The 26,295-nt window shown below is 69.5% G+C and carries 27 protein-coding genes; 16 read left to right on the top strand and 11 right to left on the bottom strand.

Going from position 1 to position 26,295, the window contains the following annotated elements:
- Positions 1-271: 271 nt before the first annotated feature.
- The 4 genes from IFT89_RS04820 (at position 272) to IFT89_RS04805 (ending at position 3,868) form a co-directional block, all read left to right on the top strand.
- Positions 272-1,381 carry a DNA alkylation repair protein gene (locus tag IFT89_RS04820; RefSeq protein ID WP_202938385.1) on the top strand — a complete coding sequence of 370 codons (1,110 nt, stop codon included), beginning with the start codon at positions 272-274 and terminating at the stop codon, positions 1,379-1,381.
- A 321-nt stretch (positions 1,382-1,702) separates the two neighbouring features.
- Positions 1,703-2,518, top strand: coding sequence for a CPBP family intramembrane glutamic endopeptidase (locus tag IFT89_RS04815; protein ID WP_202938384.1), 816 nt, complete (start codon positions 1,703-1,705; stop codon positions 2,516-2,518).
- A 4-nt stretch (positions 2,519-2,522) separates the two neighbouring features.
- Complete coding sequence (locus IFT89_RS04810) at positions 2,523-3,110, top strand: TetR/AcrR family transcriptional regulator (protein ID WP_202938383.1); 588 nt, start codon at positions 2,523-2,525, stop codon at positions 3,108-3,110.
- A 77-nt stretch (positions 3,111-3,187) separates the two neighbouring features.
- On the top strand, positions 3,188-3,868 hold the full coding sequence (locus tag IFT89_RS04805) for an NADPH-dependent F420 reductase (RefSeq protein ID WP_374190791.1): 681 nt from the start codon (positions 3,188-3,190) through the stop codon (positions 3,866-3,868).
- A 75-nt stretch (positions 3,869-3,943) separates the two neighbouring features.
- Here IFT89_RS04805 and IFT89_RS04800 read toward each other — a convergent pair whose 3' ends face one another.
- Positions 3,944-4,321: a hypothetical protein gene (locus IFT89_RS04800; protein ID WP_202938382.1), complete on the bottom strand. Its 378-nt coding sequence runs from the start codon at positions 4,319-4,321 to the stop codon at positions 3,944-3,946.
- 18 nt (positions 4,322-4,339) lie between these two features.
- Positions 4,340-4,810 carry a GNAT family N-acetyltransferase gene (locus IFT89_RS04795; RefSeq protein ID WP_202938381.1) on the bottom strand — a complete coding sequence of 157 codons (471 nt, stop codon included), beginning with the start codon at positions 4,808-4,810 and terminating at the stop codon, positions 4,340-4,342.
- Positions 4,811-4,856: 46 nt separating this feature from the next.
- On the opposite strand from IFT89_RS04795, the gene IFT89_RS04790 reads away from it, so the two are divergent.
- Positions 4,857-5,405: a hypothetical protein gene (locus IFT89_RS04790; RefSeq protein WP_202938380.1), complete on the top strand. Its 549-nt coding sequence runs from the start codon at positions 4,857-4,859 to the stop codon at positions 5,403-5,405.
- A gap of 36 nt (positions 5,406-5,441) precedes the next feature.
- Here IFT89_RS04790 and IFT89_RS04785 read toward each other — a convergent pair whose 3' ends face one another.
- Positions 5,442-6,398 carry an alpha/beta fold hydrolase gene (locus IFT89_RS04785; RefSeq protein WP_202938379.1) on the bottom strand — a complete coding sequence of 319 codons (957 nt, stop codon included), beginning with the start codon at positions 6,396-6,398 and terminating at the stop codon, positions 5,442-5,444.
- 179 nt (positions 6,399-6,577) lie between these two features.
- On the opposite strand from IFT89_RS04785, the gene IFT89_RS04780 reads away from it, so the two are divergent.
- Both IFT89_RS04780 and IFT89_RS04775 read left to right on the top strand, forming a co-directional pair.
- The gene (locus IFT89_RS04780; RefSeq protein ID WP_202938378.1) at positions 6,578-7,210 is read left to right on the top strand and encodes a hypothetical protein; all 633 of its coding nucleotides are present in this window, start codon (positions 6,578-6,580) and stop codon (positions 7,208-7,210) included.
- A gap of 31 nt (positions 7,211-7,241) precedes the next feature.
- Positions 7,242-7,700 carry a hypothetical protein gene (locus IFT89_RS04775; protein ID WP_192020048.1) on the top strand — a complete coding sequence of 153 codons (459 nt, stop codon included), beginning with the start codon at positions 7,242-7,244 and terminating at the stop codon, positions 7,698-7,700.
- A 194-nt stretch (positions 7,701-7,894) separates the two neighbouring features.
- Here IFT89_RS04775 and IFT89_RS04770 read toward each other — a convergent pair whose 3' ends face one another.
- Positions 7,895-8,191, bottom strand: a complete 297-nt coding sequence (locus IFT89_RS04770) for a helix-turn-helix domain-containing protein (protein WP_192020049.1) — start codon at positions 8,189-8,191, stop codon at positions 7,895-7,897.
- Between the two features lie 111 nt (positions 8,192-8,302).
- Between IFT89_RS04770 and map the strand changes: the two genes are divergently transcribed.
- A complete protein-coding gene (map, locus tag IFT89_RS04765) occupies positions 8,303-9,079 on the top strand; it encodes a type I methionyl aminopeptidase (RefSeq protein WP_079706538.1) in 777 nt (258 codons plus the stop codon).
- Positions 9,080-9,140: 61 nt separating this feature from the next.
- Positions 9,141-9,641: a hypothetical protein gene (locus tag IFT89_RS04760; protein WP_202938377.1), complete on the top strand. Its 501-nt coding sequence runs from the start codon at positions 9,141-9,143 to the stop codon at positions 9,639-9,641.
- A 3-nt stretch (positions 9,642-9,644) separates the two neighbouring features.
- Here the strand turns inward: IFT89_RS04760 and IFT89_RS04755 are convergent, their stop codons facing one another.
- Entirely contained in the window at positions 9,645-10,397 is a 753-nt protein-coding gene (locus tag IFT89_RS04755; protein ID WP_202938376.1) for an SDR family oxidoreductase, read from the bottom strand.
- Between the two features lie 27 nt (positions 10,398-10,424).
- On the bottom strand, positions 10,425-11,090 hold the full coding sequence (locus tag IFT89_RS04750; protein WP_202938375.1) for a hypothetical protein: 666 nt from the start codon (positions 11,088-11,090) through the stop codon (positions 10,425-10,427).
- Positions 11,091-11,378: 288 nt separating this feature from the next.
- Here IFT89_RS04750 and IFT89_RS04745 point away from each other — a divergent pair, with 288 nt between their 5' ends.
- The gene (locus IFT89_RS04745; RefSeq protein ID WP_202938374.1) at positions 11,379-11,624 is read left to right on the top strand and encodes a hypothetical protein; all 246 of its coding nucleotides are present in this window, start codon (positions 11,379-11,381) and stop codon (positions 11,622-11,624) included.
- A gap of 37 nt (positions 11,625-11,661) precedes the next feature.
- Here the strand turns inward: IFT89_RS04745 and IFT89_RS04740 are convergent, their stop codons facing one another.
- From IFT89_RS04740 to IFT89_RS04725, 4 genes are all read right to left on the bottom strand, one after another.
- Positions 11,662-12,933 carry a GNAT family N-acetyltransferase gene (locus tag IFT89_RS04740; protein ID WP_202938373.1) on the bottom strand — a complete coding sequence of 424 codons (1,272 nt, stop codon included), beginning with the start codon at positions 12,931-12,933 and terminating at the stop codon, positions 11,662-11,664.
- Between the two features lie 497 nt (positions 12,934-13,430).
- Positions 13,431-13,781 (bottom strand): cupin domain-containing protein, encoded by a 351-nt coding sequence (locus IFT89_RS04735; RefSeq protein ID WP_191941915.1) that lies wholly within the window; start codon positions 13,779-13,781, stop codon positions 13,431-13,433.
- A 57-nt stretch (positions 13,782-13,838) separates the two neighbouring features.
- Complete coding sequence (locus tag IFT89_RS04730) at positions 13,839-14,291, bottom strand: Lrp/AsnC family transcriptional regulator (protein WP_056013555.1); 453 nt, start codon at positions 14,289-14,291, stop codon at positions 13,839-13,841.
- Between the two features lie 191 nt (positions 14,292-14,482).
- Positions 14,483-15,940: an aldehyde dehydrogenase family protein gene (locus IFT89_RS04725; RefSeq protein ID WP_192020055.1), complete on the bottom strand. Its 1,458-nt coding sequence runs from the start codon at positions 15,938-15,940 to the stop codon at positions 14,483-14,485.
- 243 nt (positions 15,941-16,183) lie between these two features.
- Between IFT89_RS04725 and IFT89_RS04720 the strand changes: the two genes are divergently transcribed.
- The 3 genes from IFT89_RS04720 to IFT89_RS04710 all read left to right on the top strand — a co-directional run bounded on the left by IFT89_RS04720 (position 16,184) and on the right by IFT89_RS04710 (position 20,684).
- Positions 16,184-17,659, top strand: a complete 1,476-nt coding sequence (locus IFT89_RS04720; protein WP_202938372.1) for an APC family permease — start codon at positions 16,184-16,186, stop codon at positions 17,657-17,659.
- A gap of 48 nt (positions 17,660-17,707) precedes the next feature.
- Positions 17,708-19,141, top strand: coding sequence for an NAD(P)/FAD-dependent oxidoreductase (locus IFT89_RS04715; protein ID WP_202938371.1), 1,434 nt, complete (start codon positions 17,708-17,710; stop codon positions 19,139-19,141).
- Between the two features lie 163 nt (positions 19,142-19,304).
- The gene (locus IFT89_RS04710; RefSeq protein ID WP_192006138.1) at positions 19,305-20,684 is read left to right on the top strand and encodes an NAD-dependent succinate-semialdehyde dehydrogenase; all 1,380 of its coding nucleotides are present in this window, start codon (positions 19,305-19,307) and stop codon (positions 20,682-20,684) included.
- Positions 20,685-21,199: 515 nt separating this feature from the next.
- On the opposite strand, the gene IFT89_RS04705 is transcribed toward IFT89_RS04710, so the two are convergent.
- Positions 21,200-22,762, bottom strand: a complete 1,563-nt coding sequence (locus IFT89_RS04705) for a PucR family transcriptional regulator ligand-binding domain-containing protein (RefSeq protein WP_202938370.1) — start codon at positions 22,760-22,762, stop codon at positions 21,200-21,202.
- A 62-nt stretch (positions 22,763-22,824) separates the two neighbouring features.
- Between IFT89_RS04705 and IFT89_RS04700 the strand changes: the two genes are divergently transcribed.
- The 3 genes from IFT89_RS04700 to IFT89_RS04690 all read left to right on the top strand — a co-directional run bounded on the left by IFT89_RS04700 (position 22,825) and on the right by IFT89_RS04690 (position 26,250).
- Entirely contained in the window at positions 22,825-24,147 is a 1,323-nt protein-coding gene (locus IFT89_RS04700) for an aspartate aminotransferase family protein (protein ID WP_374190790.1), read from the top strand.
- A gap of 109 nt (positions 24,148-24,256) precedes the next feature.
- Positions 24,257-25,792, top strand: a complete 1,536-nt coding sequence (locus IFT89_RS04695) for a CoA-acylating methylmalonate-semialdehyde dehydrogenase (RefSeq protein ID WP_202938368.1) — start codon at positions 24,257-24,259, stop codon at positions 25,790-25,792.
- A 167-nt stretch (positions 25,793-25,959) separates the two neighbouring features.
- Complete coding sequence (locus IFT89_RS04690; protein WP_202938367.1) at positions 25,960-26,250, top strand: DUF1905 domain-containing protein; 291 nt, start codon at positions 25,960-25,962, stop codon at positions 26,248-26,250.
- Positions 26,251-26,295: the final 45 nt, after the last annotated feature.

The following is a 26,295-nucleotide window of genomic DNA, read 5'->3' as shown; positions in this document are numbered from 1 at the left end:
CGAGTCTGACACTGGGCCGGTTGGGTGTCGAACCGACCTCGTTGATGGCGTCGGAAGTGCCGAGTGCAACAACGCCCAACCGCCCTGAGTTGCCCGGATGTGTTGCGAATTGCGCGAGTTTGGAACAGTTTCGGGCGACTCAGCACAGGCGGCGACGCCCGAGCACCTTGAGTCGCCTGGATCTGTCGCAGATTGCGCGGATTGAGAACACTTCCGGGCAACTCAACCCAGGCCCAGCACAGCTGTCAGCGGCACACGCCATGATCGCCGTATGCCCTTCGCAGACGAGCTCCTCGGCACCGCCGTCGCCCGCACCCTCACCCGTTCGCTCCAGGAGGCCGCGCCGGGCAACCCGTTCGACGCCACGGCCCACGCTGCCGAGCACCTCGACGGCCTCGCCCTCCGCGAGCGGGCCGACCTCCTGCGCGACGCCCTGCTCGAGGACGTCTCGGGCGACTACGCGACGCTCGCCGGCATCATCCGCACCGCCCAGGCGACGAACCCCGCGTTCACCGGCTGGCTCATCTGGCCGGTGACGAGCGCCGTCGCAGCCCGTGCTGTCGTCGAGGGCACCCCGGATGCCTTCGACGACGCCATGCGACTCCTCGCCGAACTCACCGAGCGCCTCAGCGCCGAGTTCGCCATCCGCACCCTGCTCCGCCACGATCTCGATCGCGCGCTCGCCATCGTCCTCGACTGGACCATCTCCGACAACGAGCACATCCGCCGCCTCGCCAGCGAGGGCACGCGCCCCTACCTGCCGTGGGCCGTGCGCGTGCGGGAGATCGTCGCGAACCCGGGCGTCACCGCCCCGATCCTCGATGCCCTCTACCGCGACCCGAGCGAATACGTTCGCCGGTCCGTCGCCAACCACCTCAACGACCTCAGCCGCGACGACCCCGACTTCGTCGTCGCAACTGCCGACCGCTGGCTGGCCGACCCCGACGCCAACACCCCGGCACTCGTCCGCCACGCGCTCCGAACGCTCGTGAAGCGCGGCGACCCGGGCGCCCTCGCGGCCCTCGGTTTCGGCGCGGCGACGACGGAGGTCGAGGGCTTCGCGGTCGACAGCGCCCACATTCCGTTCGGTGGAACGGTCCGATTCGTCGCGACCGTCCGCAACGCCGGTGCCGAGACCGCCCGCTTGGCGATCGACTACGTCGTGCACCACCTGAAGGCGAACGGCTCGCAGACGACGAAGACGTTCAAGCTGACGACGACCGAGCTGGCCCCCGGCGAGCACATCCTCCTCACCCGGGAGCACTCGTTCCGCGCGATCACCACCCGTCGCTACCACCCGGGTGCACACGGGATCGCGCTGCAGGTGAACGGGGTCGCGACCGAGCCGCTGGCGTTCGAGCTGCTGCCGCCTGTGGAGTGAGGCGAACGTCGCCACGGCCGAGCCCCGGTCCGTGAGCTTGTCGAAGGGCGTTTCGCGTCCGGCGCCCGCGCTTGTCCAGGAGCGCTCCTATCCCCGGTCCCTGAGCTTGTCGAAGGGCGCACTTCGACAGGCTCAGTGACCGGCGGGGGCTCAGTGAGCGGAGGGCGCACTTCGACAAGCTCAGTGACCGAGGAACGCGCTCAGTGACCGAGGAGGGTGCTCAGTGACCGGAGGGAGCTCGGTGAGGGCCTCGGTGGGCCGCTCCGCACCCGACCGCATCCGGCAATCACGCCAAACGGAATACACATGTATTCTGTCCGCGTGTCCTCTCTCTCATCGCCCACTTCAACGCCCGATCTGCTCAGCAACCACCCCGCCGCGAGCTGGCGCGTGCGCGCGCCGTGGCTCGCTGCCATCGCCTTCGCACTGGTCCCCGTGGTGTTCACGGCCGGCGCGTCAGCAGCAGCGCAACTCTTCGGGGCGAGCGAGGCCGGAGCCGCCCTCGTCCTCGCCGCCGGAGCAGCCGTCTCCGCGATTCTCGGCCTGGTCGTCATGCGCCTGTCGCCGCCTCGAGTCCGCGACTTCGGCTACCGGCGTCCGCGGCGAGCACGCGCCGCACTGTGGTTCATCCCGGCCGTCGCCACCGTCCTGATCATCCTCGGCACCCAGGGCGTCCGGGTCGACGCACCGACCGTCGCGGCGTACGGAGTCCTCGTCGTCGCCGTCGCGCTGAACGAGGAGACCTGGTTCCGCGGCATCGTGTTCGCGATCCTCCGCGCACGCAGTACCCGCACGGCCGTCGTCGGCAGTTCCGTCCTCTTCGGCGTCCTGCACCTGGCGAACCTCGCGGGCGGTGCGGACGTCGGTTCCTCCATCCTGCAGGTGGCGTTCGCAGCCCTGTTCGGCCTCGTCGCCGCCCAACTCTTCGTGCTCACCGGCAGCCTCTGGCCGGCGATCGCCTGGCACGCCGCCTGGAACTTCGTCAGCTTCATCGGCGGCGACGCGACCGACAGCCGGTCACTCGTCGGACTCGGTGCCGCCTGCGTCGTCATGCTCGGCTACGTGGTGCTCCTCGGGCGACGAACGTCCTCGCGGTCGGACGGATCAGCGACGACCGACGCCCCAGCCCTACCCTGAGAACGTGGACCTGACCGACCGCCAGACCGAACTTGCCGACGCGGCGCTGCGGATCGTCGCACGATCCGGCCTGGGTGCCCTGTCGTTCCGCGCCGTCGCGAGTGAGGACGACTGCTCGCTCGGTTCCGTGCAGAAGGCGTTCCCGAGCAAGCAGCGGATGGTGGCGGCGGCGTTCACCCGACTCCGCGACACCTCCGCGCCCCTGCCACCCGGCGAACCGGGCCGCCCGAACCTGCGACAGTGGCTCGTCGACCTGTTCATCGGCGTCCTCCCGCTCGATGAACCACGCCGAGCCGCACACCGCCAGGGCGAGGTGTTCGCGCAGGTCGCGCTCGTCGATCCGGACATCGCCGCCGCCATCGCCGAGAGCGACGCCCGACTCCGCGGGCTCATCGCCTCGCTCGTGGCACGCGGGCGTGCTGAGGGCGAGATCCCCGCGTGGGTCGATCCCGACACCGCCGCCTGGGCCGTCTGGGCGCTCGCGGGCGGCGTCGCCTCCCAGCTCACCTACGACCCCGAGCTGGAGGACGAGGTCCGCAGCCGACTCGACGCGGCGATCGGCGCCCTCCTCGGCGTCGCGGCTCCGGACTGACCAGACGCACGGCACGGCACTGGGACGAAGCTCGGGAATCGCGGTTGAACGTCCGCTGAGAATCGCCGGGAGCAGGAATGCCCAACCCCACACCCGCCGTTCCCCTGAACATGACAACCATCGGAATCATCGGTTCAGGAAACATCGGCTCTCAGCTCGCACGCCTCACGGTGGCGCAGGGTCACGACGTCATCGTGTCCAACTCGCGCGGACCGGAGACGCTCACCGACCTCGTCTCGGAACTCGGTGAGCACGCCGCCGCCGGCACCGCCCTCGACGCGGCCGAGCGTGGCGACATCGTGATCGTCACCATCCCGCTGCACGCGATCGACACCGTCCCCGTCGCACCGCTCGCGGGCAAGGTCGTCATCGACACGAACAACTACTACCCCGAGCGCGACGGCCACATCGCCGAGCTCGACGAGGAGACCACCACCACGGCCGAGATGCTGCAGGCGCACCTCCCGGAGTCGAAGGTCGTGAAGGCGTTCAACCACATCTACGCCGCCGACCTCACCACCAAGGGCAAGCCGTCCGGCACCCCGAACCGCCGCGCCCTCGTCATCGCCGGTGACGACGCCGACGCGAAGGCCACGGTCGCCGCGCTCATCGACTCCTTCGGGTTCGAGCCCCTCGACATCGGCGCGCTCTCCGAGGGATGGCGCATCCAGCGCGACACCCCCGGCTACGGTCCGGACGTCGACGCCGACAAGCTGCGCGAACTCGTCGCCGAGGCCAAGCGCTACCGCGACATGTAAGTCACGCCGCATCGCGAATCGCCTCGAGTGGTCGTCCAGGAGGTCCTGGAGCGACCATTCGGGGCGATTCGTCATTCAAGACCAGTCCTGCGACAGCAGGGCGTCGCCGACCGCCCACCCGGCGCCGAAGAGCACGGCGGTCCAGCCGGAGAGCGAGAGCGCGTCGCGCGCGCCATCACTGAGCTTGTCGGCATCGCTACTCGCGTGGACGATCTGCAGCAGGGCGCCGACGAACAACAGCATCGGCGCGATCGCGAGCAGGACCTTCCAGCCGTACAGCACTGAGAGACTGCCGATCACCAGAATGACCAACGTCGGCACACTTGTGAGCACGAGCATCAGGAAGGCCCGACCCTGCCAGCTCGGCCGACGGACGTAATTCATGCTCCCGATGAGCACGACGACCACAGCGAGGGCGAGTAGGACGAACCAGATGAGTTCTTGAAGAGCCACCGTTGGAGGCTAGCCGGATCAGTTCCGGTCGGCCCGCCACTCGAGGAGCAGCGGCGCTTCCTCGAACCCGGCGCGGCGGTAGACCGGCGCTCCCGCGTCGTTCGAGCTGACGGAGACCCGGCCGATGTCGCGAGCTCGTGCGGCGTCGAGGAGTCCGTCGACGAGACGGCCGGCGATGCCGCGACCACGGAACTCCGGGCGGACGAAGACACTCTGCACATCGCCCGTCAGTCGGCGGAGTGCGCCGATATTGGGGGCGCGGGAGAACACGACGAGCCATGCCATGCCGACGAGCTGATCGTCGACCTCGGCGACCAGGCACACCCGGGAGTCGGGGTCGACCGCGATCCACGAGACGAGGTCATGTGCGAACAGCGCCCGTTCCCAGTCGGCGAGCGGGGCGGCCGGAGGTGACATCATCAGCTTCAGCTCGGCGAGCCCGGTGGCATCGGCCGGCGTTGCGACGCGGATCACGACCTCGGGTTCCATGGGTCGAGTGTCGCATGGGCTGGCGGGTCCTGCGTAGGCTGCCCGCATGTACCCGCGAAGCTCGCCCACCCCTGCGGTTCGACGCGCGCTTCGGGTCGCCATCACTGTCGCGGCGATCGCGGCGCTCAGCTCGTGTGCGCAGACCAACGCCCCGGTCGACGTCGGTGGACCGGCCACCCGCGCCATCTGGAAGCACAAGGATCCGCTGATGAGAGCCCTGGCCGACGCGCATGCGATCGATCATGACGTGTTCCTCGCCGAGCTCCGCAGCACCGACGGCAGCTTCCCCAGCGTCTACTGGAATGGCGACGATGACCCGGCGTCGCTCGGGCTGGAGGACGGAAGAGCGGTCATCTACAACCTGGTCGACGCCGGAGACGAGGCCAGTTTCCAGGGGATCATCGTCACCGGCACCGAAGTCGACCCGGCCGTGTACACCTGCTTCCAGGCGACAGTGCGGTTCGAGCGAGGAGTGGTCGTCGGCTGGAGTTCCGACCACGAGGCGGGGCAACCCGACGAACACTGCGCGGCGGAGATCGTCGATGTCCTCAGCGAGGATGCGCAGGTGGCGCCGTTCTCGGCCTTTGACGGCTGATTGTCGGCCGCACGATGGGGCGGCCGTTCGACAGGCTCAGGGACCCAGCGCCGCGAAGCGGTCCAGGGCCGCACGGAGCACGGCGCTCTCCTCGGTGCCGCCGTGGCCCTCGGTCTCGACGATCGTCAGCTCACTCGCCAGCCAGAGCTGGTGGAGCCGCCAGGCGGTCACGGCCGGTCCGCTGATGTCTCGGCGGCCGTGCACCAGCGCGCCGGGGAGGTGCGCGATACGGTCCATCCGCGACAGCACCGCCCGGTCGCCAGTGAGGAAACCGTCGTGACTCCAGTAGTGGGTGACGAGCGTCGCGAACGCCTCGCGCACGATCGCGTCGGTGAACAGCTGACCGACGCGCTCCGGGTGGTCGAGCGACACGTGCGCGCTCTCCCAGCGGTCCCAGGCGGTCGCGGCGTGTGTGCGGTCCGCCGCGTCGCCCTCTCGGAGGCGGCGCGCGTAGGCCTCGACGACCCGCTCGCCGTCCCGCCGACCACTGTCACCCTCGAACCGCGCCCATTCCTCGGGGAAGACGCAGCCGACGCCCTCGGTGATCCAGTCGACCTCGTCGCGGCTCGTGGTCGTCACCGCGACGAGCGCCAGCGCGATCACCCGATCGGGATGTTCTTGCGCGTAGGCGAGCGCGAGGGTCGTTCCCCACGAGACCCCGGCCACGACCCAGCGCTCCACACCCGAGGCGACTCGCACCGCCTCGATGTCGGCGATCAGACGCTGGGTCGTGTGCTCGTCGAGCTGCTCGCGCGCGTCCACGATGTTCGGGATGCTGCGGCCGCTCCCGCGCTGGTCGATGCCGATGAGGCGGTACCGCGACAGATCGAAGTGCGAGCGATACCAGCCGGAGCCGAGCGACCCGCCGGGGCCGCCGTGCAGCCAGAGCGCTGGGACGCCGTCGGGGGTGCCGGACTCTTCGACGAAGATCGACGCACCGCCGTCCACGTCGACGAAACCGGTGGTGTGCGGGTCGGCTTGCTCCTCGGTCATCCGTGCCACGCTACACAGCTCGGGTCCTGCGTGCAGGCCCTTCGACAGGCTCAGGGACCGCGAGGGGGCCGCCGCCCTTCGACACGCTCAGGGACCGGGGACAGTTGCGCGCCCTCCGACGGGCTCAGAGACCTGGGATCCACGAAGCGGAAAAAGGGCCGTCCGTAGACTGGGCGCCCATGGGGGAAACGAACGCAGTCACGTCAGGGTCCAAGCAGGTGTGGATCATCGCCGGAGCGCTCCTGGTCGGGTCGGTCCTCCTCGGCCCACTCGTCCAGATCGGGTCGTTCCTCGGGCCGACCGGTGGCATCCTCGCGACGTTCCTGTCCGTCTTCTCGATCGCCCTGTTCGCGATCGGCTCGGACCGTTCCAGCAGCGTGACCGCGAGGCGCCCGCTCGGCACCGGCGCCCTCATCGCGCTCGGCATCTGGATGACGATCAGCTCGTTCGTCCGCGGTCTGGCGACAATCCCGGCCGCCGTCGAGACCTTCCTCAGCTTCGGCTACATCGACCTGCTCATCCAGTTCTTGCTCGCGGCCATCGCGACAACGCAGATCGCGCGCGCCGGAACCGTGCCCCGCCCCTGGCACCTCGCGCCGCTCTGGGTCGTGGCGGTGACAGCAGCATCGTGGGTCGTCCAGCAGATCATCGTCGTGGCGGCGGGTTCGAACGTGTCCCTCTTCGTCCCGATCATCGTCATCCTCGACGGGTGGGTCCGTGTCGTCGGCCCCGTCTTCCTCGGGATCGTCGCCATCGCCCTCGCCAGCCGCGAGTCGGCCGTCGCGGCTGCCGTCCCGGAGCAGGAGACGTAGGCTGTCGGGAATCGACATCGGGGGACGTCATATGCATCGACGCATCGCAGCAGGACTCATCGCGCTCACACTCGCCGCCGGGCTGAGCGCCTGCACCGGCGGAGTGACGAGCTACGCGGACCTCGAGCGCGACCAGGCCGACAAGGATCGTCTCCCGGCAAGCACCACCGGAGCCGGCAGTGACGACCCGTTCACCATCGACGCCGACTCGACCCGACTCGTCGCCGTCCAAGGCGACACGGAGATCTTCCTCGCATCGGCGACCGAGCAGGGGCAATCTCGGATCTGCATCATCGTCTTCGCGGAGACCCAGCCGTTCCGAGCCTGCGGTAGCGGCGACCGCGTCGGCATGAGCGACAGCGTCAACGAGTACACGGTGCTCTCCGACGCCGTCGTCGACACCGCGCTCGACCCCGCCGAGGACTGGACGAAGATCAGCGAGAACGTCTTCACCCGCCCGGTCCAACCGACGACGAGCGACACTCAGTAGGGATCGGACATAGACCCTTCGACAAGCTCAGGGACCGGCGTGGTGCGTCGAGAAGACGCGGCCGCGCGATTGCGCGCGCCCTTCGACAAGCTCAGGGACCGGCGCGGCACGTCGGGCGGATACGGCCGCGGGAGTGCGAGGGCCCTTCGACAGGCGGATCCTGAGCCTGTCGAAGGGCAGGGACCGGGAGCGAGCTAGGAGACGAGTCGCTCGCGCAGGCGCTCGCCGGACGGGGCAGTGTCGCGCCGGGCCGGGCTGATCGTCGCCCAGACCTCGTCGAGGGAGAGGCCGAGCACCTCTGCGATGGCGGCGATGGTCGAGAACGCCGGCGTGGCCACGCGGCCCGACTCGATCTTCCGCAGCGTCTCCGGCGAGAGGCCGGCATCGAGGGCGATGTCGAGCATCGAACGCTCACCACGGGCCTCGCGCAGGAGCGCACCGAGGCGCTGACCGCGTTCGACATCGGTGGGGGTGAGCGGGAGGCGGACCATGCGCCCAGTGTAGTACGGGATAGTTTGACCGGTATAGTTATTGGTCGAGCGCCGTTCGCGGCACGAACACCACCGCACCACGCACGCAGCACGCCGATGGAAGGGCCCCGCATGATCGAGATCTTCACCCCCACCGAGGTCGCGAAGGCGCGTCGCACCGGCGAGCTGGTCGCGAACATCCTTCACACGCTCAAGCACCGCGTGACGGTCGGCACGAACCTCCTCGAGATCGACCGCTGGGCCAAGGCGATGATCCTCGAGGCCGGCGCCGTCTCCTGCTACGTCGACTACGCCCCCTCCTTCGGCCGCGGACCCTTCGGCCACTACATCTGCACCGCCGTCAACGACGCCGTCCTCCACGGCCTCCCCCGCGACTACACGCTGGCCGACGGCGACCTCCTCACCCTCGACCTCGCCGTCCTCCTCGACGGCATCGCCGCAGACTCGGCCATCAGCTTCGTCGTCGGCACGGCGACCCCCGAAGACCTCGCGCTCATCGAGACCACCCAGGAGGCCCTCGCCGCCGGAATCGCAGCTGCCAAGCCGGGTGCGAAAATCGGCGACATCTCCTTCGCGATCGGCACCGTGCTGCGTGGCGCCGGCTACCCGGTCAACATGGAGTTCGGCGGCCACGGAATCGGCACGACGATGCACCAGGACCCGCACGTCTCGAACGACGGTCGCGCCGGCCGCGGCTACAAGCTGCGCCCGGGCCTGCTCCTCGCGATCGAGCCGTGGGTCATGGCCGACACCGACAAGCTCGTCACCGACGCCGACGGCTGGACCCTCCGCAGCGTGACCGGCAGCCGCACGGCCCACAGCGAGCACACCATCGCGATCACCGAGGACGGAGCTGAGATCATGACGCTGCCGACCGTCACGTTCTGAGCACCTGAAGGTCTGTCGAGCGCACTCGACCGGCCCGGCACACCGTGTTTAGGCTGGTGACATGACCGATGATCGCCGCACGGTCCTCCGGGGCCGGTACCTGAGCCTCGGACTCGGCGAGCTGTTCGCCGCCGTCGTGTTCATCTGGGTCGCGTTCGTCTCGGCGCTGCCTTTGCTCGAACGACCAACCGATGTGCTCGCGTTCTGGTCGGCCCTCGTACCGCTGCTGGTGATCCTCGTGCAGGCCGGCGTCTACTGGCTCCTCGCCCGGCGGTGGGTCAAGCAGCGCACCATGCCTCCTGGACTAGCCGCCACCTACCGCGGTTTCCGCGCGCTCGACGCGGTCCTGCTGCTCGCGGGACTCGTCGGCATCATCGTCTGGTTCCCCGCCCACCCCTTCGCGGCCATCGGCATCCCGTTCGTCTGGCTCCTGGGTGTCATCGAGTACGTGAACTACTTCGTCGTCCGGCTCGCCTACCCACCGTCCATGTGGTTCCAGCGGATCGGCGAATGGCGAACGCCTCGACTCATGCAGGACGTCCGGGCGGCTCAGCGGAGCTGACGCTCAGCGAGCGGCGCTGAGCCCCTCGATCCACTGCGCGAAGGTCTGCACACCGCGCTGCGCGCCCGGGCCGGCCAGGGTCGTGCCGTCGCGCATCGCCTTGCCGAAGCCGCCGGGCAGCGGGATCTGCACGACCGGGCCACGGGTGCCCGTGGCCGCGGTGTAGGCCTTGACCATCGCGGTCATCCGCAGTTCCTCGGGGCCCGCGAGATCGGCCGGGCGCCCCTGCGGCTCACCCTCCGCCAGCTCCACGAGGCGCTCGGCGACTTCGCGCGCGGCGACCGGCTGTGAGGTCATCGTCGGCACCATCGTGACCGGCCCGAAGCGGAACCGCTCGACCATCTGCTGCGCGAACTCGTGGAACTGCGTCGCCCGGAGGATCGTCCACGGGATGCGCCCGGTGCTGACGAGCTCCTCCTGCAGCGCCTTGCCCGCGTAGTAGCCGAAGGGCGCCTTGTCGCTTCCGACGATCGACAGCGCGACGTGGTGGGGCACGCCTGCGGCGCCCTCGGCCTCGAGCAGGTTGCGAGTGACCGCCCCGAAGAACTGACGCGACTGCTGGGCGGACTGGGTGGCCGTCGAGGTCACATCGATGACGACGTCCGCGGCCTCCAACTGCTGGGCGAGCCCGGCTCCGGTGGCGAGGTCGACGCCGGTGGAACGCGACAGCACGACCACCCGGTGTCCGCGCTCCTGGGCCACCGCGACGACGTGTCGCCCGACCATCCCGCTGCCTCCTGCGACGACGATCTTCATGCGACACTCCCCTCTGCTCGACGGATGTCACTCTATCGGCGGGAGGAAGCAGCCGTTCTCGACCGTGATCCGCAGCACGTCGGCATCGGGTCGGAGCTCCCGTTCGAAGATGATGGCGTCGTCGCGGAGCTGCGTCGACAGCTCCAGCTCGCCGTACGAGGGCACGATGAGCTTCGACCGGAACTCGTCCGAGTCGGTCGCGAGTTCGAGCGGCGGGACGTACCCGTTGATGAGGTCGACGAGCACGGCGCGACTCGTTCCGACCGGCAGCTCGACCTCGACGGCCATGCGTGCCAGCTTCGTGGCCCGACCGGACGGCGCCTGACTGCTGCAGGGCGCCTCCGAGGCCTGGGGCGAGAACGCGAACGGCTGCCCGCCCGTCGCCGTGTTGACCATCTGCCCGAGGAGGTCTGCAGCCACGGCGAACACCTCGTCTCGGGTGGGAAGTTCGTCGTCACGCTGAGGAGCGCTCGGGTCCATCGCCGGCGCCTCGGCCACCGGCGAAGCACGATCACCCCGCGGCTCACCGACCTGTCCCGTGCAGGAGACGATCAGCAGCGCGAACACACTCAGCTGAGCGATCACTGCGACGACGATCGCCACGATCGAGCGCCGCCCGAGCGACCTGGAACGGCGCCCTGGCGGCGCCTCCGCGCGCGCGTCGGTGGTCATTTCGTCCGGGATCGTGTCCACGCATACTCCTGTCTGGCCGTGCGCCGCGACGATGGCCGTCACGATGCTGCAGCGACGGTATCGATCGGGAGCCGGTCGACGGCTCGACAGTTGGCGGGCATGACGCGGCGAGCGCGGATCGGGCGCCTGTGGAGCGGCGTCATGCGTGTGCGCCGCCGACGACTTGCAGGCACGTCTACCACGGTGTATAACAAATCTGCACTTCAAGATACAGATCCGGATCTGACCGATCAGCCGTCCCCGAAGCGCGTTTCCCGACCGAACCCGACCAGGAACCACCCGACCCCGATGACGACCCTGCAGCACCCCGCCACCACCGGCTCCATCCGCACCCCACGCCCGCAGCTCGCGGCACTTCCCCGCACCCTGCGCCGCAGCATCCCGGCCGAGCAACGCCAGCTGTGCCGCACCCTTGCCGCCACCATCGGTGGTTTCACCCTCCTGGCAGGCCTCGTCGGTGCGCTCATCACCGGCTGGATGATGCTGCTCGCCCTCCCGGCCGCGGCGATCCTCCTCGGCGCAACCGCTCCCTGATCGATCGGCCGAGCTACATCACCTTGGCGGGTAGCACCTAGAAGTGCGTCCGAAGGAAGGGCGCCTGCTCCGTCACGAATGCGAGGTCGAGCGCTCGGACCGCCTCCGATGACCCGGTGATGAGCCCTGCCTCGGCGAGCGCCGACACGCGCGGGCCGCCGAGGAGCACCGCCGACAGCTCGTTGATGGTGAGGCGCACAGCGTCGTCGTCGTCGTCGGCCGACTCCGGCACGTCGCCGAGGCGTTCTGCGACCGCGGCACCGTGCTCGTCGATGCGGAGCGCGAACCGACCGCCGGCGAGACCGAGCGCGTCCTCGACGTCGAGCAGGTGTTCGCGACGCTCGGACGCCGCTGGGACGGTGAACCGGCGCGCACCGAGCACGGTCGGCACGTCGACGATGCGCAGCCAGAGCGAGTCGGCTCGCGCGGTGGTCTTGACGGCGCGGCGGTCGACAAGTCGCCACTGGATGGCTTCGACCGTCGGAGCCTGGTGGAAGGTGACCTTCGTGGTGAGGCTGATCCCGGTGAGGTGCCGCCAGAGCGCGTAGCGGGCCTCCGGGGTGGTGGCGACGAGGTCGTCGACGACGATCGTGCCCCACTCCTCGCCGACGCGGTAGAGCGCGTAACCCTGTGGTTCGCCGTCGGCGTCGTCGTAGCGGAGGGCGAGCGTGTCTCCCTCACCGTGGCTGAAGTGCCGGATGGTCACCTCACGGAGGGCCTGCTTCCACCACGCGACCCCGCGGTCGATGTCACCGGTGCTGCGGGAGCGCTCGAACAGCCCGGGTGCGACGGTGGCGAGCGAGCGCGGGTCGAGCGTGTGGACGCGGCCGGCGGGCGGCGCACCCCGCCAAGCGACGCGCTTGGGGTCGACCTCGTGCGTGAACTCCCAGGTCGCCGGGGCGAAGCCGTAGCGGCCGTAGATGGTCGCCTCACTCGCGGTGAGCGCGACGACTGCGGCACCGGTGGCCTTCGCGTGGTGGAGTCGGTTCTCCATCAGCGATCGGGCGATACCGCGACGTTCGTGCGAGGTGGAGACGGTCACCTCGGTGATGGCCAGGGCGCGGACGGAGCCACCGGGGATCGACAGGGCGGTCGGGAAGGAACCGAGCGTGCCGACGGGGACGAGTGGTTCGGCCGCGGTGTCGTCGTAGACCCCGAGGATGGAGCTGCCGACGAGGAGCTGACGCCGCTCGGCACGCACCGCCACGTCGGTCTCGGGCTTCGAGAGGAAGCCGCGGGACGCTGCACCCCACCAGAGGTCGAGGGCGGCGTGGTCCGTGTGGTCGAGCTCGACGGTGCGCAGGTTCATGCGACAAGCCTATTGCGGCCGCGGTGACGGACCTCGGTCGGAAAACGAACCCCGGTCACTGAGCCTGTCGAAGTGCACACCGAGAACATCACCCGGCGAACAGAGGCCAGCCCGAGAACCCTTCGACAAGCTCAGGGACCGAAAGAAGGCAGCCGGTCGGAGAAGGAACCCCGGTCACTGAGCCTGTCGAAGTGCACACCGAGAACACCACCCGGCGAGCAGAGGCCAGCCCGAGAACCCTTCGACAAGCTCAGGGACCGAAAGAAGGCACCCGATCGGAGAACCCACCCCGGTCACTGAGCCTGTCGAAGTGCACACCGAGAACACCGCCCCGAGAGAGGAGGTCACCCCGGAGCCCTTCGACAAGCTCAGGGACCGGATGAGGCTGAGCTCAGGGACCGGAGTGGCAGGAACGCAGGAGATCGGCGCGAGAGCAGGACGGGCGGGCGCGAAGCGTCCTGCTGTCGGGCGGATGTCCTGCTGCCGCGCCGGGCGGGTCAGGCGATGTAGACCTTGCGGAGGGTCTCGCGGACCGTCCAGGTGGTGCGGGCGCCGGCGGTGAGCCGGCCGATGGAGCCGGCGCGGAGCTCCAGCGACGGGGTGCCGTCGGCGAAGTCGACCGTCGCCTCACCGGAGAGGACCACGAACACCTCGTCGATCTCGGTGTCCTGCACGACACCGACACCCAACTCCCAGACGCCCACCTCAGTGTCACCGACGGCCGTGAGGGACAGGATCCCGCTCCGCGGCGACCCCGAGACCACGTCCGCTGGCGCGAGCGGGTTGTCGGCGAGCGCCACCTCGGCACCCTGAAGCACCGTGTTGGGAGCGAGCAGGTGGTCGGTCATGAGGTACCTCTCTGAGCAGGACGAAGACGAGGGGGCGGGTCGGCGCGGCCCGACGACCTACCCGACGCCCCAGCCGTAGGCGAGCTTGTGGGCTTCGAGGACGAAGAAGGTCTCGGTCGATCGCACGCCGGGCGTCGGCTGCAGGGTGTCGAGGAGGAAGGTCTTGTAGTGGTCCATGTCGCGGCACACGGCCTCGACCATCACGTCGAAGCCGCCGCTCGTGAGCACCACGTAACTCGTCTCCGCGTGCTTCGACAGCTCCTGGCACACCCCACGCGCCATCCCCGGCTCGCAGCGGATGCCGATGAGCGCCAGGTGGTCGAAGCCGATCGACAGCGGGTTCGCGATGCCGACGATCTGCAGGATCCCGGTGTCCTCGAGTCGCTGGATCCGGTAGCGGACGGACGACGCCGGCAGCCCGGTCTCGGTGGCGATCTCGGAGAACGCCTTCCGTCCGTCCTGCTGCAGGATCGCGATCAGCCGACGGTCGATGTCGTCAAGGTCGTTCATGTGGCTCCTCCGGCAGCGGGCGGATGGTCATCTGGCAAGCGTAGCGAGGGAAGCCGTGCGGCCCGGGTGCGGTGTCCGCCCCACCCGAGCCACGAGCCCCGGCCGACCGACCGACCCGAACGCGGGCGGCCGGCCGAGGCGACGCCGATCGAGCGGACCGAGGGAGGTCGCCGATCGGCGGATCGGTCCGACTAGCGGACGTGGATCGCTCCGGTGCGGAGGTCGGTCATGTCGTGCAGCGTGTACATGCCGCCGATCCGACCCCAGCCGGTGCCCTTGCCGCCCGCGCCACCGAACGGCATGTTGATGTCCCACCAGCCGTTGGAGTCGTTCACGATGACCTGGCCGGTCTCGAGCTCCTCCATGAAGCGGTAGGCCTTCGACAGGCTCTCGGTGAACACCGCGGACTGCAGGCCGAGCGCGTCGGCGTTGGCGATGCGGAGGATGTCGTCGTCGTCCTTGGCCGTGAGGATGGGGAGGACCGGACCGAACGACTCCTCGCGCGACAGCAGGCTGTCCTCGGAGACCCCGTCGACGATCGTGAAGTCGTAGTAGAGGTCCGTCGGGTGGCCGGTGGCCCGACCGCCGCCGAGCAGGATGTCGAAGCCGAGCGAACGGGCCTCGTCGAGGTGGCGGTCCATCTTCGCGGCGACGCCCTCGTTGTTGAGCGGGCCGAGGTTGATCCCCTCGTCGAAGGGGTTGCCGAGTCGCACGGTCGCCTTCGCGTAGGCCAGGGCCGCCTCGACGAAGGCGTCGTGGACGTTGTGGTGCACGATGAGCCGCTCGGTCGCGCAACAGACCTGCCCACCGCTGTAGAACGCGGAGTCGACGGCGGCCTTCGCGGCGCGTTCGATGTTCGCGTCCTCGAGGACGACGATCGGGCCGTTGCCGGAGCACTCCATGAGCGATCGCTTGAGGCCGGCGGTACGGACGATCTTCGCGCCAGTGGCGGACGAGCCGATGAAGCCGATCGCGTCGATGCCGTCGTGGGAGACGAGCTCGGAACCGAACGCGCCGTCGCCGGGGAGGACGCTGACGAGCCCGGCCGGGACGCCGGCCTCGACGAGGCAGTCCATCGCCGCGAGGACCGCGAGGGGCGTGTTGCTCGGCGGTTTGACGATGCAGGCGTTGCCGGTCGCGAGGCCCGGGGCGACGAACTCGCTGAACATGAGGAGCGGGAAGTTCCAGGGCGTGATGATGCCCCAGACACCGACCGGCGCGCGCCAGGTGAACATGCGCTTGTCGATGTCGCTCGACGGCAGCGTCTCGCCGTAGAGACGGAGGGCGTCCTCGGCGTGGAGGTGGAAGAGCTGCGCGGCCTCGGCGATGTCGGCGATCGACTCGGCGAGCGGCTTGCCCTGCTCCAGCGTCTGCAGGCGGGCGAGCTCCTCCACGCGGGCGTTGATGGCATCACCGACGCGGTGACAGATCTCCGCGCGCTTGAACACGCCGAGCTTCCGCCACTCCCGCTGCGCCTCGTGCGCACGTCGCACCGCCTCGTCGAGTTCGGCGGTGCCGGCCACGGGGATCGACGCGATGACGTCACCGGTGACGGGGCTGATCACCTCCGAGCGCTCCGAGCTGGTTCCGTCGGTGAACTCGCCGGCGATGAAGAGCTGGGTGCGAGTGGGTGTCGGCAACGTGGTCATTCCGGACCTCTTGGTGTCGTGGCTGGGCCGACGACGCCGAACAGCGTCGTGCGGATGTCGTCGGGAGAATGTGGGATCAGCCTAGGACCTTGCGATTCCTCGAACAAGCAGTATTGTTTCGTCAAAGTTACGATTACAACAACGAGACCGACACGATCTTGTCGTCACAACAATTCTTCGGCACATTGAGTGCACCAGCAGCGAGACAGCGACGTCTCGTCCCCCACGAATCGAGAAGAGCCCATGTCGACCGAACACGTCACCAGCACCGACGAGACCACGCACCTGCCGAAACGGATGCGCTGGTTCGACGGCTTCGCCATGGCGATGACCATGCCCGCCGCGCTCATCGCCACCCTCGGCGCCTCCATCACCGGCCTCGGCGGCTGGGGGGCCGCCGTCCTGTGGGCGATCTCCATGATCCTCGCCATGGGCGTCAACTGGATCTACACCGAGCTCGCCACCATGTTCCCGAACTCCTCCGGCGGCATCGCGCACTACGCGGCCGAAGCGTGGAAGTCGCGTGCGCCCTGGGTCGCACCGATCACGGGCGTCGGCTACTGGCTCCCCTGGGGCACCAATCTCGCCACCTACGGCGCGGTCACCGGGGCACTCATCCAGGCGCAGTGGTTCCCGAACGAGGACTGGGTGATCCAGCTCGGCCCGATCTCCATCACCTTCCCGATCCTCATCGGGCTCGGCGTCATCGGCGTGATGTACCTCATCAACGTCATCGGCGTCCGCGTCACGATGGCGTTCGTCTACATCACCGCGGGCATCCTGCTCATCCCCCTGTTCGTGTTCATCGTCTTCCCGCTCTTCAGCGCCGACTGGGCACCGCTCGACCTCACCTGGAAGCTCGAGGGCATCGAGGGCCTGCACACCGCGATCGTCTGGCTGTACATCATGGCGTGGACCACCTTCGGCATCGAGGTCTGCGCGACCTTCGCCCCGGAGTACCGCGACTCGGTGAAGGACACGACCAAGGCGATCAAGGCCTCCGTCCTCTTCTGCCTCGGCGTCTTCTTCGTCATCCCGCTGACCCTCGGCGGCTACGCGGGTGAAGCGGCGATCGCCGACAACCCGGCGACCTTCTTCGTCGCGAGCTTCGCCTCGCTCGTCGGTGGCGCCGCGGACGTCATGGTGCTCTGCCTCATCGCCTCGCTGCTGCTCATCATGACCACCTCGGTGGCCGACGCCTCGCGCGTGCTGTTCAACATGGGCAAGGAGCGCGTCACAGTCCCGTCGCTCGGCGTGCTGAACCGTCGCGGTGTGCCGTTCCGCTCGCTCAACGTGATGCTCGTGATGAACGTCGTGATCCTGGTGGTGCTGCAGAACCCGCTCGCGATCATCGTGACCGGCAACCTCGGCTACATCCTCACGCACTTCTTCGCCGTCTCCGGCTTCTTCCTGCTGCGCAAGGACCGCCCCGACGCCGTCCGCCCGATCCGCCTGCCGCGCTTCTTCGTGCCGCTGTCGGTCGTGCTGTCGGTCATCCTCGCGATCATCCTCATCGTCGGTGCCACCGGGTTCTCCACCACGGGCTACGGCGGGTTCCTCGAGCTCGGCATCGCGCTCGGCCTGCTGGCACTCGGCGTCGTGATCTGGCTGTTCGTGCAGCGGAGCACCAAGCGCGACGCGGGCCTGGGGAACGGCGGAGCATCCGCCGGAACCCCACGTGCCGACGCCGAACGCACCGACGCCGCCCGCACCGACTGACCGCGCACCACGCGACCGCACCGAACCACGCACCACAGGGGACCCACCATGAGAACCACCTACGAACTGGCCGAAGAGCTCGCCGACACCGCACGCCTGCGGGACCAGCTGGCCTCGGCCGAACCGGAGCCGTACTGGCTCGACGACCCGGCACGGCCCGCTCCGCTCCCCCGCCTCGAGGCGGACGTCGAGACGGACCTGGCGATCGTCGGTGGTGGGTACTCGGGCCTGTGGACCGCCCTGCTCGCGAAGGAGCGCGACCCGGACCGCCGGGTCGTGCTCCTCGAGGGCCGGCGCATCGCGTGGGCGGCGTCCGGTCGCAACGGCGGGTTCTGCGAGCCGAGCCTCACCCACGGATCGTCGAACGGCAAGAGCCGCCTGCCGCACGAGTTCGACCGCCTGGAGGAGCTGGGCCGCGAGAACCTGCGCGAGATCGGCGAGACCATCGTCCGGTACGGCATGGACTGCGACTGGGAGGAGACGGGCCTGCTGCAGGCGGCGACGGCCCCACACCACGTCGACTGGTTGCGGGAGAGCGCCGAGGAGCACGGCGCGCGGTTCCTCGACCGCGAGGCGATGCAGGCGGAGGTCCACTCGCCGATCTTCCAGGCCGGCCTGTTCGAGCCGACCGGTGCGGCGCTCGTCAACCCGGCGAAGCTGGCGTGGGAGCTGCGACGCGTCTGCCTCGACCTGGGTGTGGAGATCCACGAGTACACGCACGTCCGCTCGATCCGGTCGGACGCGACGTCGGTCACCCTGACGACGACGCACGGCTCGGTCGTCGCGAAGCACGTCGCCCTCGGCACCAACGTCTTCAAGGCCCTCATCCCGAGTGCCCGGAAGTACACGGTGCCGGTCTACGACTACGCGCTCATGACGAACCCGCTCTCCGCCGAACAGCTCGAAAGCCTGGGCTGGAAGGGCCGTCAGGGCATCTCCGACCTCGACAACCGCTTCCACTACTCGCGGCTCACGACCGACGCGAACGGGTCGACCCGCATCCTCTACGGCGGCTATGACGCGGTGTACAACTACGGCGGGCGGGTCGAGCCGCGGTTCGACCAGCGCGAGGACTCCTTCCTCAAGCTCGCCGCCCACTTCGCCCACACCTACCCGCAGCTCGCCGGCCTCGGCTTCTCCCACAAGTGGGGCGGCGCGATCGACACCTGCGGGCGGTTCTTCTCCTTCTTCGAGACCGCGCACGGCGGCAAGGTCGCGCACGCGGCCGGGTTCACCGGGCTCGGCGTCGGGGCGACGCGGTACGGCGCGAACGTCATGCTGGACCTCCTCGCCGGCACACCGACCGAGCGCACGACGATGGACTTCGTCCAGAAGAAGCCGACGCCGTTCCCGCCCGACCCGCTCGCGTTCATCGGTGCGCGCATCTCGCTGTCGGAGATGGCCCGGGCCGACCGCAACGAGGGCAAGCGCGGGCTCTGGCTCCGCGCGATGGACGCCGTCGGGCTGGGCTTCGACTCCTGAGCCGGGTTTCGACGCAGGAGCCGCAGTCCAACCCATGACAGGCGGAGCGTGGTTCGATACGGTGCAGGTGGTGGTCCCGCTCACGTCGAACCCGCACAGCTCGCATCGGCCGGCAACGGACACCGCACCGCACCAGCAGCACCTCAGACAAAGGAGCACACCAGTGAGCGACTACGCCGTCGTCAACCCCGCGACCGGAGAGACTCTCCGCGACTACCCGACGATCACGGACGAGGAGCTGCAGCAGGCGATCACCGCCGCGTCCGCCGCCCACGAGGAGTGGTCGCGTCGCGCTCCCGTCGCCGACCGTGCCGCGCTCATCGCCCGCGTCGCCGCCCTCCACACGGAGCGCCGTGAGCAGCTGGCCGAGATCGCCGTCCGCGAGATGGGCAAGACCTACGAGCAGGCGCTCGGTGAGGTCGACTTCGCCGCCGCGATCTACCAGTACTACGCCGACAACGGCGAGGCCTTCTCCGCCGACGAGCCGATCGAGCTGTCCGACGGCACCGGCTCGGCGTTCATCCGTCGCGCGTCGCTCGGCGTGCTGCTCGGCATCATGCCGTGGAACTTCCCGTACTACCAGGTGGCCAGGTTCGTCGGCCCGAACGTCGTCAACGGCAACACGATCCTCCTCAAGCACGCCCCGCAGTGCCCCGAGTCGGCGCTGGCGATCGCGCAGATCTTCGACGACGCCGAAGCCGAGCTGGGCGCCCACGATTCCGTGTACGTGAACATCTTCGCCACGAACGACCAGATCGCGACGGTCATCGCCGACCCGCGCGTGCAGGGCGTCTCGGTCACCGGTTCGGAGCGCGCCGGTTCCGCCGTCGCCGAGCTGGCCGGCAAGCACCTCAAGAAGGTCGTGCTCGAGCTCGGTGGGTCCGACCCGTTCATCCTGCTGTCGACCGACGACCTCGACGCCGCCGTCCAGGACGCCGTCAACGCCCGCATCGACAACAACGGGCAGTCCTGCAACGCCGCCAAGCGGTTCATCATCATCGACGAGCTGTTCGACGACTTCGCCGCGAAGTTCACCGAGGTCTTCACCGCGAACGCGCCGGCCGACCCGATGGCGGAGAGCACGCAGCTCGGCCCGCTGTCGTCGGCCGCCGCGACCGAGCGACTCGGCGAGCAGCTCGGCCGCGCGAAGGCACAGGGCGCGACGATCCTGGCATCGGGCGAGCCGAATGGGAACTTCTTCCCGCCGGCCGTGCTCACCGACGTGACCCCTGAGATGGACGCGTTCCACGAGGAGTTCTTCGGACCCGTCGCGTCGCTGTACCGGGTCGCGTCAGAGGAGGAGGCCGTGCGCCTCGCGAACGACACCCCGTTCGGCCTCGGCTCCTACGTCTACACGACCGACCAGGAGCAGGCGCTGCGGGTCGCGGACGGGATCGACGCCGGCATGGTGTGGATCAACCTCGTCCTCGGCGACGCGGCGGAGCTGCCCTTCGGCGGCGTCAAGCGCTCCGGCACCGGCCGCGAGATGGGCAAGCCCGCGATGGACGAGTTCGTCAACAAGAAGCTCATCCGCATCGCGTAGGCACGTCGGCCGCGGGCGCCGAGCTCGCGCCGTCGGTCACTGACGCCCCATCCGGTCACTGACGCCCCCATCCGGCCACTGAGCTTGTCGAAGTGCGGTCCCGCCCCATGTCGACCGCCCTTCGACAAGCTCAGGGACCGGGATGGGGTGCGCGCGAGGACCGGGACACGGTGCACCCGCTCACCGCGCTCCTCACCCGCGGAACGCTTTCCGGTCACTGAGCTTGTCGAGGTGCGGTCCCGTCGTGCGGTCGCTGCCCTTCGACAAGCTCAGGGACCGGGATGGTGCGGCTCAGGGACCGGGATGGTGCGGCTCGGGGACCTGGACGGCAGGGTGCGACTTGGGGGACCGGAACCCCGCTGGGGTTCGTCTGCAAGCGGCGGTCACCCCGAGCCGAGCACCTTCTCCGCTCCCTGAGCCTGTCGAAGGGCCCACGGAGGCACCTCGACAGGCTCGGTGACCGGGGTTGGGCTCGGTGACCGGGATGGGCTCGGTGACCTGGGCCCGAAGGACCTTCAGCCGTCGGTGAGCTGGAGGGCGCTCCACAGCTCGGCACGGTCGCCGAAGCGCGAGAGGTCGAGGTCGAGCAGCGACTCCAGCGTGCCGATGCGCGCGCGGAGGGTCTGCCGGTGGATCCCGAGTCGGCCAGCCGCCTGATCGGTGACGCAGTTCGCCTCCAACCATGCCCGGGCCGTCTCCACGTGGACCGCCCGAGCCTCGGCTCCGAGCCCGCCCAACGGCTCCAGCAGCCGGTTCGCCAGCACCGACCCGCCCGACGCACTCAGCAACCCGAGCAACCCCTGCTCGGCGAGCGCCTCGTACCGCACGAGCCGCGGCGTCTCCCCGGCCGACGCGCGCGCCCGCTCCGCCTCGGCCAGCCCGTTCCGCAAACCCTCCCAGCTCGTCATCGCCGACACCCCGCCCGACAGCCCGTGGCGGCCGACGACGGCGTCCCAGAGTCCGGTGTCCGCGTCGCTCGACACGATGACGATCCGCTCGTCCTGCTCGGCGAAGAACAACTTGCCGCCATGCGCCGCGGCCTGCACATCGAGCTCCGAGAGGAAGCCCAGCTCACCCACGGGGATGTCGACCACGGCGACGCGGATCGGGTCGGGCGGCAGTGGTCCCCAGAGCCGCTGGGCGGTGCGCTCGGCGACGGCGCGGTCACCGGAGAGCAGCAGCTCGAGGAGCCCGGAGCGCAGCTGCCGGCGTGCGAGGTCCAGGGCACTGTGCTGCTCGAGGGCGATGCTCGCGAGGCCGATGACGCTCGAGACGAGGTCGTGCTCGGCATGGTCGAGCGGCACCCTGGAGCCGACCGCGAGGATGCCCCGCAGCTCGCCCCGTCGGCCGAGCGTCAGCAGCGTCGCGCCCGCCGCTCCGTCCGCGAGGTGCAAGCCGGCCCGCGACCCGCGGCGCAGCACCTCGGCGACGGCTACCTCCACGCCCTCCGGCACCGGCTCGCGTGTCCTCGTGGTGACCCGGTTGCCGAGCGCGTCGTACAGCGCGACCCAGCAGCCGAGCTGCTGCCCCAGCTCCGCGAGGATCGCCGTCAGGCCGTCGGGTCGGAGCGCCGCCCTCGCGACCGCACGCTGGGCGGCGAGCGACCACTCCAGCGACGCCACGCGCGCGGCCGCGACCGCGTCGGCGACGAACCGGATGATGCCGATGAACGGGGTCCGCTCCCCCACCTCGAGCAGGGTGAACCCGTGACGCTCGCACGCCTCGACGAGCCGCTGCGGGATGTCGGCGTGGATGATCCCGGTGGCGAACCCGAGCGCGAGCACGCCCCGGGCGGAGAGGCGGCGGACGTACTCGTCGGCGCGGCGGTCGGCGAGCTCGTCGCTCATCTCGCCGGTGAACTGCATGCCGTCGGTGAGGAGCAGCTGGCCGGGCTCCAGCCAGGGCGTCGGGTCGCCGAGGTCGGAGCTGTGCACCCAGGCGATGTCGCGGTCGAGGACGTCGGCGTCACCCGCGACGACGAGGCCGAGCTTGAAGACCGGCTCGGCCATGAGCGTGCGCAGGGACACGTTCGAGGACGCACGGCCGACCTCGCCAGCGATCACTGAAGTGGTGGACATGTGCCGAAGCTATCACTGATCCCGCCATGTACATCAGGCGCATCGATTGCCAGGCTGCAGGAGTGATCAATGACTTCCTCTCCGGCCTCGACAACGCCGGCGTCCGCGACGCCGACACCCAGCGCGTCCTGCACTCCTGGTCCGCCCAGAGCACGCTCAAGCCCCTCCCCATCGCGGGCGGCCTTGGCAGTACCGTGTGGGACCACGACGGACGCCACTACCTCGACTTCTCCAGCCAGCTCGTCAACGTGAACCTCGGGTACCAGCACCCGAAGGTGGTCGCGGCGATCCAGGAGCAGGCGGCGCAGCTCACGACGATCGCGCCCGCTGCGGCGAACGCGACCCGCGCCGAGGCGGCGCGGCTCATCCTCGAGCGTGCGCCCGAGGGCTTCGAGAAGGTCTTCTTCACCAACGGCGGCGCCGACGCGAACGAGAACGCGATCCGCATGGCGCGCATCGCCACCGGCCGCGACAAGGTCATCTCGACCTACCGCTCGTACCACGGCAACACGGGCGCGGCCATCGTGGCGACGGGCGACTGGCGCCGCATCCCCAACGAGTACGCGCGCGGTCACGTGCACGTGTTCGGCCCGTACCTCTACCGCACCGAGTTCTGGGCGACGACGCCGGAGGAGGAGTCGGAGCGCGCCCTCCGCCACCTCGAGCGCACCGTCCAGGCCGAGGGTCCCGGCTCGATCGCCGCCATCCTCCTCGAGACCGTTCCAGGCACCGCCGGCATCCTGACCCCGCCGCCCGGCTACCTCGCGGGGGTCCGCGCGATCGCCGACCGCTACGGCATCATGCTCATCCTCGACGAGGTCATGGCCGGCTTCGCCCGCACCGGTGAGTGGTTCGCGTTCGACGCGTTCGACGTGCGCCCCGACCTCATCACCTTCGCGAAGGGCGTCAACTCCGGCTACGTGCCGCTCGGTGGCGTCATCGTCTCCGAGCACATCGCCCGCGTCTTCGACGAGCAGGTGTTCCCCGGTGGGCTCACGTACTCCGGCCACCCGCTCGCCGCCGCGAGTGTCGTCGCGACGCTCACCGCGATGGCTGAGGAAGGCGTCGTCGAACACGCCAAGGCGATCGGCGCCGACCACATCGGGCCCGCGCTCCGCTCCCTCGCCGAGCGCCACGAGCTCATCGGCGAGGTTCGCGGCAGCGGCGTGTTCTGGGCGGTCGAGCTCGTCGAGGACCGCGACACCCGCGCACCGCTCGATGCGGCGGCGATGGGTCGGTTCAAGTCATCCCTGCTCGAGGCCGGCCTCCTGCCGTTCATCAGCGAGAACCGCATCCACGTCGTCCCGCCCGCCGTCGTGACCGCCGACGAGGTCGCCTCGGGCATCGCGATCATCGATGCCGCCCTCGGCGAGCTGCGCGCATGAGCGGCGACCCGGACTCGTTCTGGGACTCGGTGTCGGGACTCCCGGCACCCGTCCCGGCACGACCAGCACCCAGCACCCCTGCACCCCACGACGCCCAGGAGCCCTCCGCATGACCACCACCGCCACGAGCACCACCCCCACCACCGACGCCGGTTCGCTGCCGGTCGTCCCGCACTGGATCGACGGAGCCGAGGCCCCGTCCACCTCGGGTCGCACCGCCCCGGTCTACGACCCGGCACTCGGCGTCGCCACCAAGAACGTCGCGCTCGCGAACCAGTCGGAGATCGACCGCGCCGTCGCATCCGCCGCCGCCGCATTCCCCGCCTGGCGCGACCTGCCGCTCGCGAAGCGTCAGCAGGTCGTGTTCAAGTTCCGTGAGCTGCTCGAGGCGAAGAAGGGCGAGCTGGCGGAGATCATCACGGCGGAGCACGGCAAGGTCGTGTCCGATGCGCTGGGTGAGATCACGCGGGGGCAGGAGGTCGTGGAGTTCGCGACCGGTCTCGCGCATCACCTGAAGGGTGAGTTCTCCGAGCAGGTCTCGACCGGTGTGGACGTGTACTCCACGAAGCAGCCGCTTGGGGTCGTTGGCATCATCTCGCCGTTCAACTTCCCCGCGATGGTGCCGATGTGGTTCTTCCCGATCGCGATCGCGGCCGGGAACACGGTCGTGCTGAAGCCGAGTGAGAAGGACCCGTCCGCGGCGATCTGGCTCGCGAAGCTCTGGAAGGAAGCCGGGCTCCCCGACGGCGTGTTCACGGTGTTGAACGGTGACAAGGAGGCCGTCGACGGGCTCCTCACCCACCCAGACGTCCGTGCGATCTCCTTCGTCGGTTCCACCCCGATCGCGAAGTACGTGTACGAGACCGGCACCGCACACGGCAAGCGCGTCCAGGCGCTCGGCGGGGCGAAGAACCACATGCTCGTGCTGCCCGACGCCGACCTCGACCTCGTCGCCGACTCCGCGATCAACGCCGGCTTCGGCTCCGCAGGCGAGCGGTGCATGGCGATCAGCGTCGTCGTCGCCGTCGAGCCCGTCGCAGACGAGCTCATCGGCAAGATCGCCGAACGCGCAGCGACCCTGCGGATCGGTGACGGACGCCGGAACTGCGACATGGGGCCGCTCGTGACGAAGGTGCACCGCGACAAGGTCGCGTCCTACCTCGACATCGCCGAAGCCGACGGCGCCACGATCGTCGTCGACGGCCGCAACACCCCCATCGACGGCGACCCGAACGGGTTCTGGCTCGGCCCGACCCTCATCGACAACGTCCCGACCACGTCGAAGGTGTACACGGAGGAGATCTTCGGACCCGTCCTCGCCGTCGTCCGCGTGGCCTCGTATGAGGAGGGTGTCGCGCTCATCAACGGCGGTGCGTTCGGGAACGGGACCGCGATCTTCACCAACGACGGCGGTGCGGCACGGCGGTTCCAGAACGAGATCCAGGTCGGCATGATCGGCATCAACGTGCCCATCCCCGTCCCGGTCGCGACGTTCTCCTTCGGCGGTTGGAAAGACTCCCTCTTCGGCGACACCAAGGCCCACGGCGCCGAGGGCGTCCGGTTCTTCACCCAGCAGAAGGCCATCACCTCCCGCTGGCTCGACCCCTCCCACGGCGGCATCAACCTCGGCTTCCCCCAGAACTGAGGTTCGCGCGGCGGGGGCTGGCCCTTCGACAAGCTCAGGGACCGGCGGGTGGTGTTGGTCCCTGAGCCTGTCGAAGGGCGGGACCAGGGATGGTCCCGCCCTTGCCACGGGTCGGACGCAGCCGCGACAATGGCCCCGCCGACCACGACCGACGAGGGGCGCCACCGATGGCCATCGAACCGACCGAGCTCGATCACCGCTTCACCGCGCCGATCGGCGTCGACGTGAAGGGCGACGTCTGGTCCTGCGTCGAGATGCCCGGCTCGGCCGAGTTCTTCGGCACCGGCAAATCCGTCCGCGTCGACGCGACCGTCGACGGTGTCGAGCTCCCGAACGTCGGCCTCATGCCGACCGGCTCCGGTGGTCACATGCTGTCCATCAGCGCGAAGCTCCGGAAGCGTCTCGGCAAGGACATCGGCGACACCGTCGACGTCCACCTCACCCGCCGCCTGAGCTGAGAACAAGAGATCCGCACGGCAGCAGGAGATCCTGAGGGAGAACCT

The organism is Plantibacter sp. CFBP 13570 (assembly GCF_014841395.1).
GTDB lineage: Bacteria > Actinomycetota > Actinomycetes > Actinomycetales > Microbacteriaceae > Plantibacter > Plantibacter auratus.
Note: the sequence above shows the minus strand (reverse complement) of the source record. Positions and strands in the feature narration are given on the sequence as shown.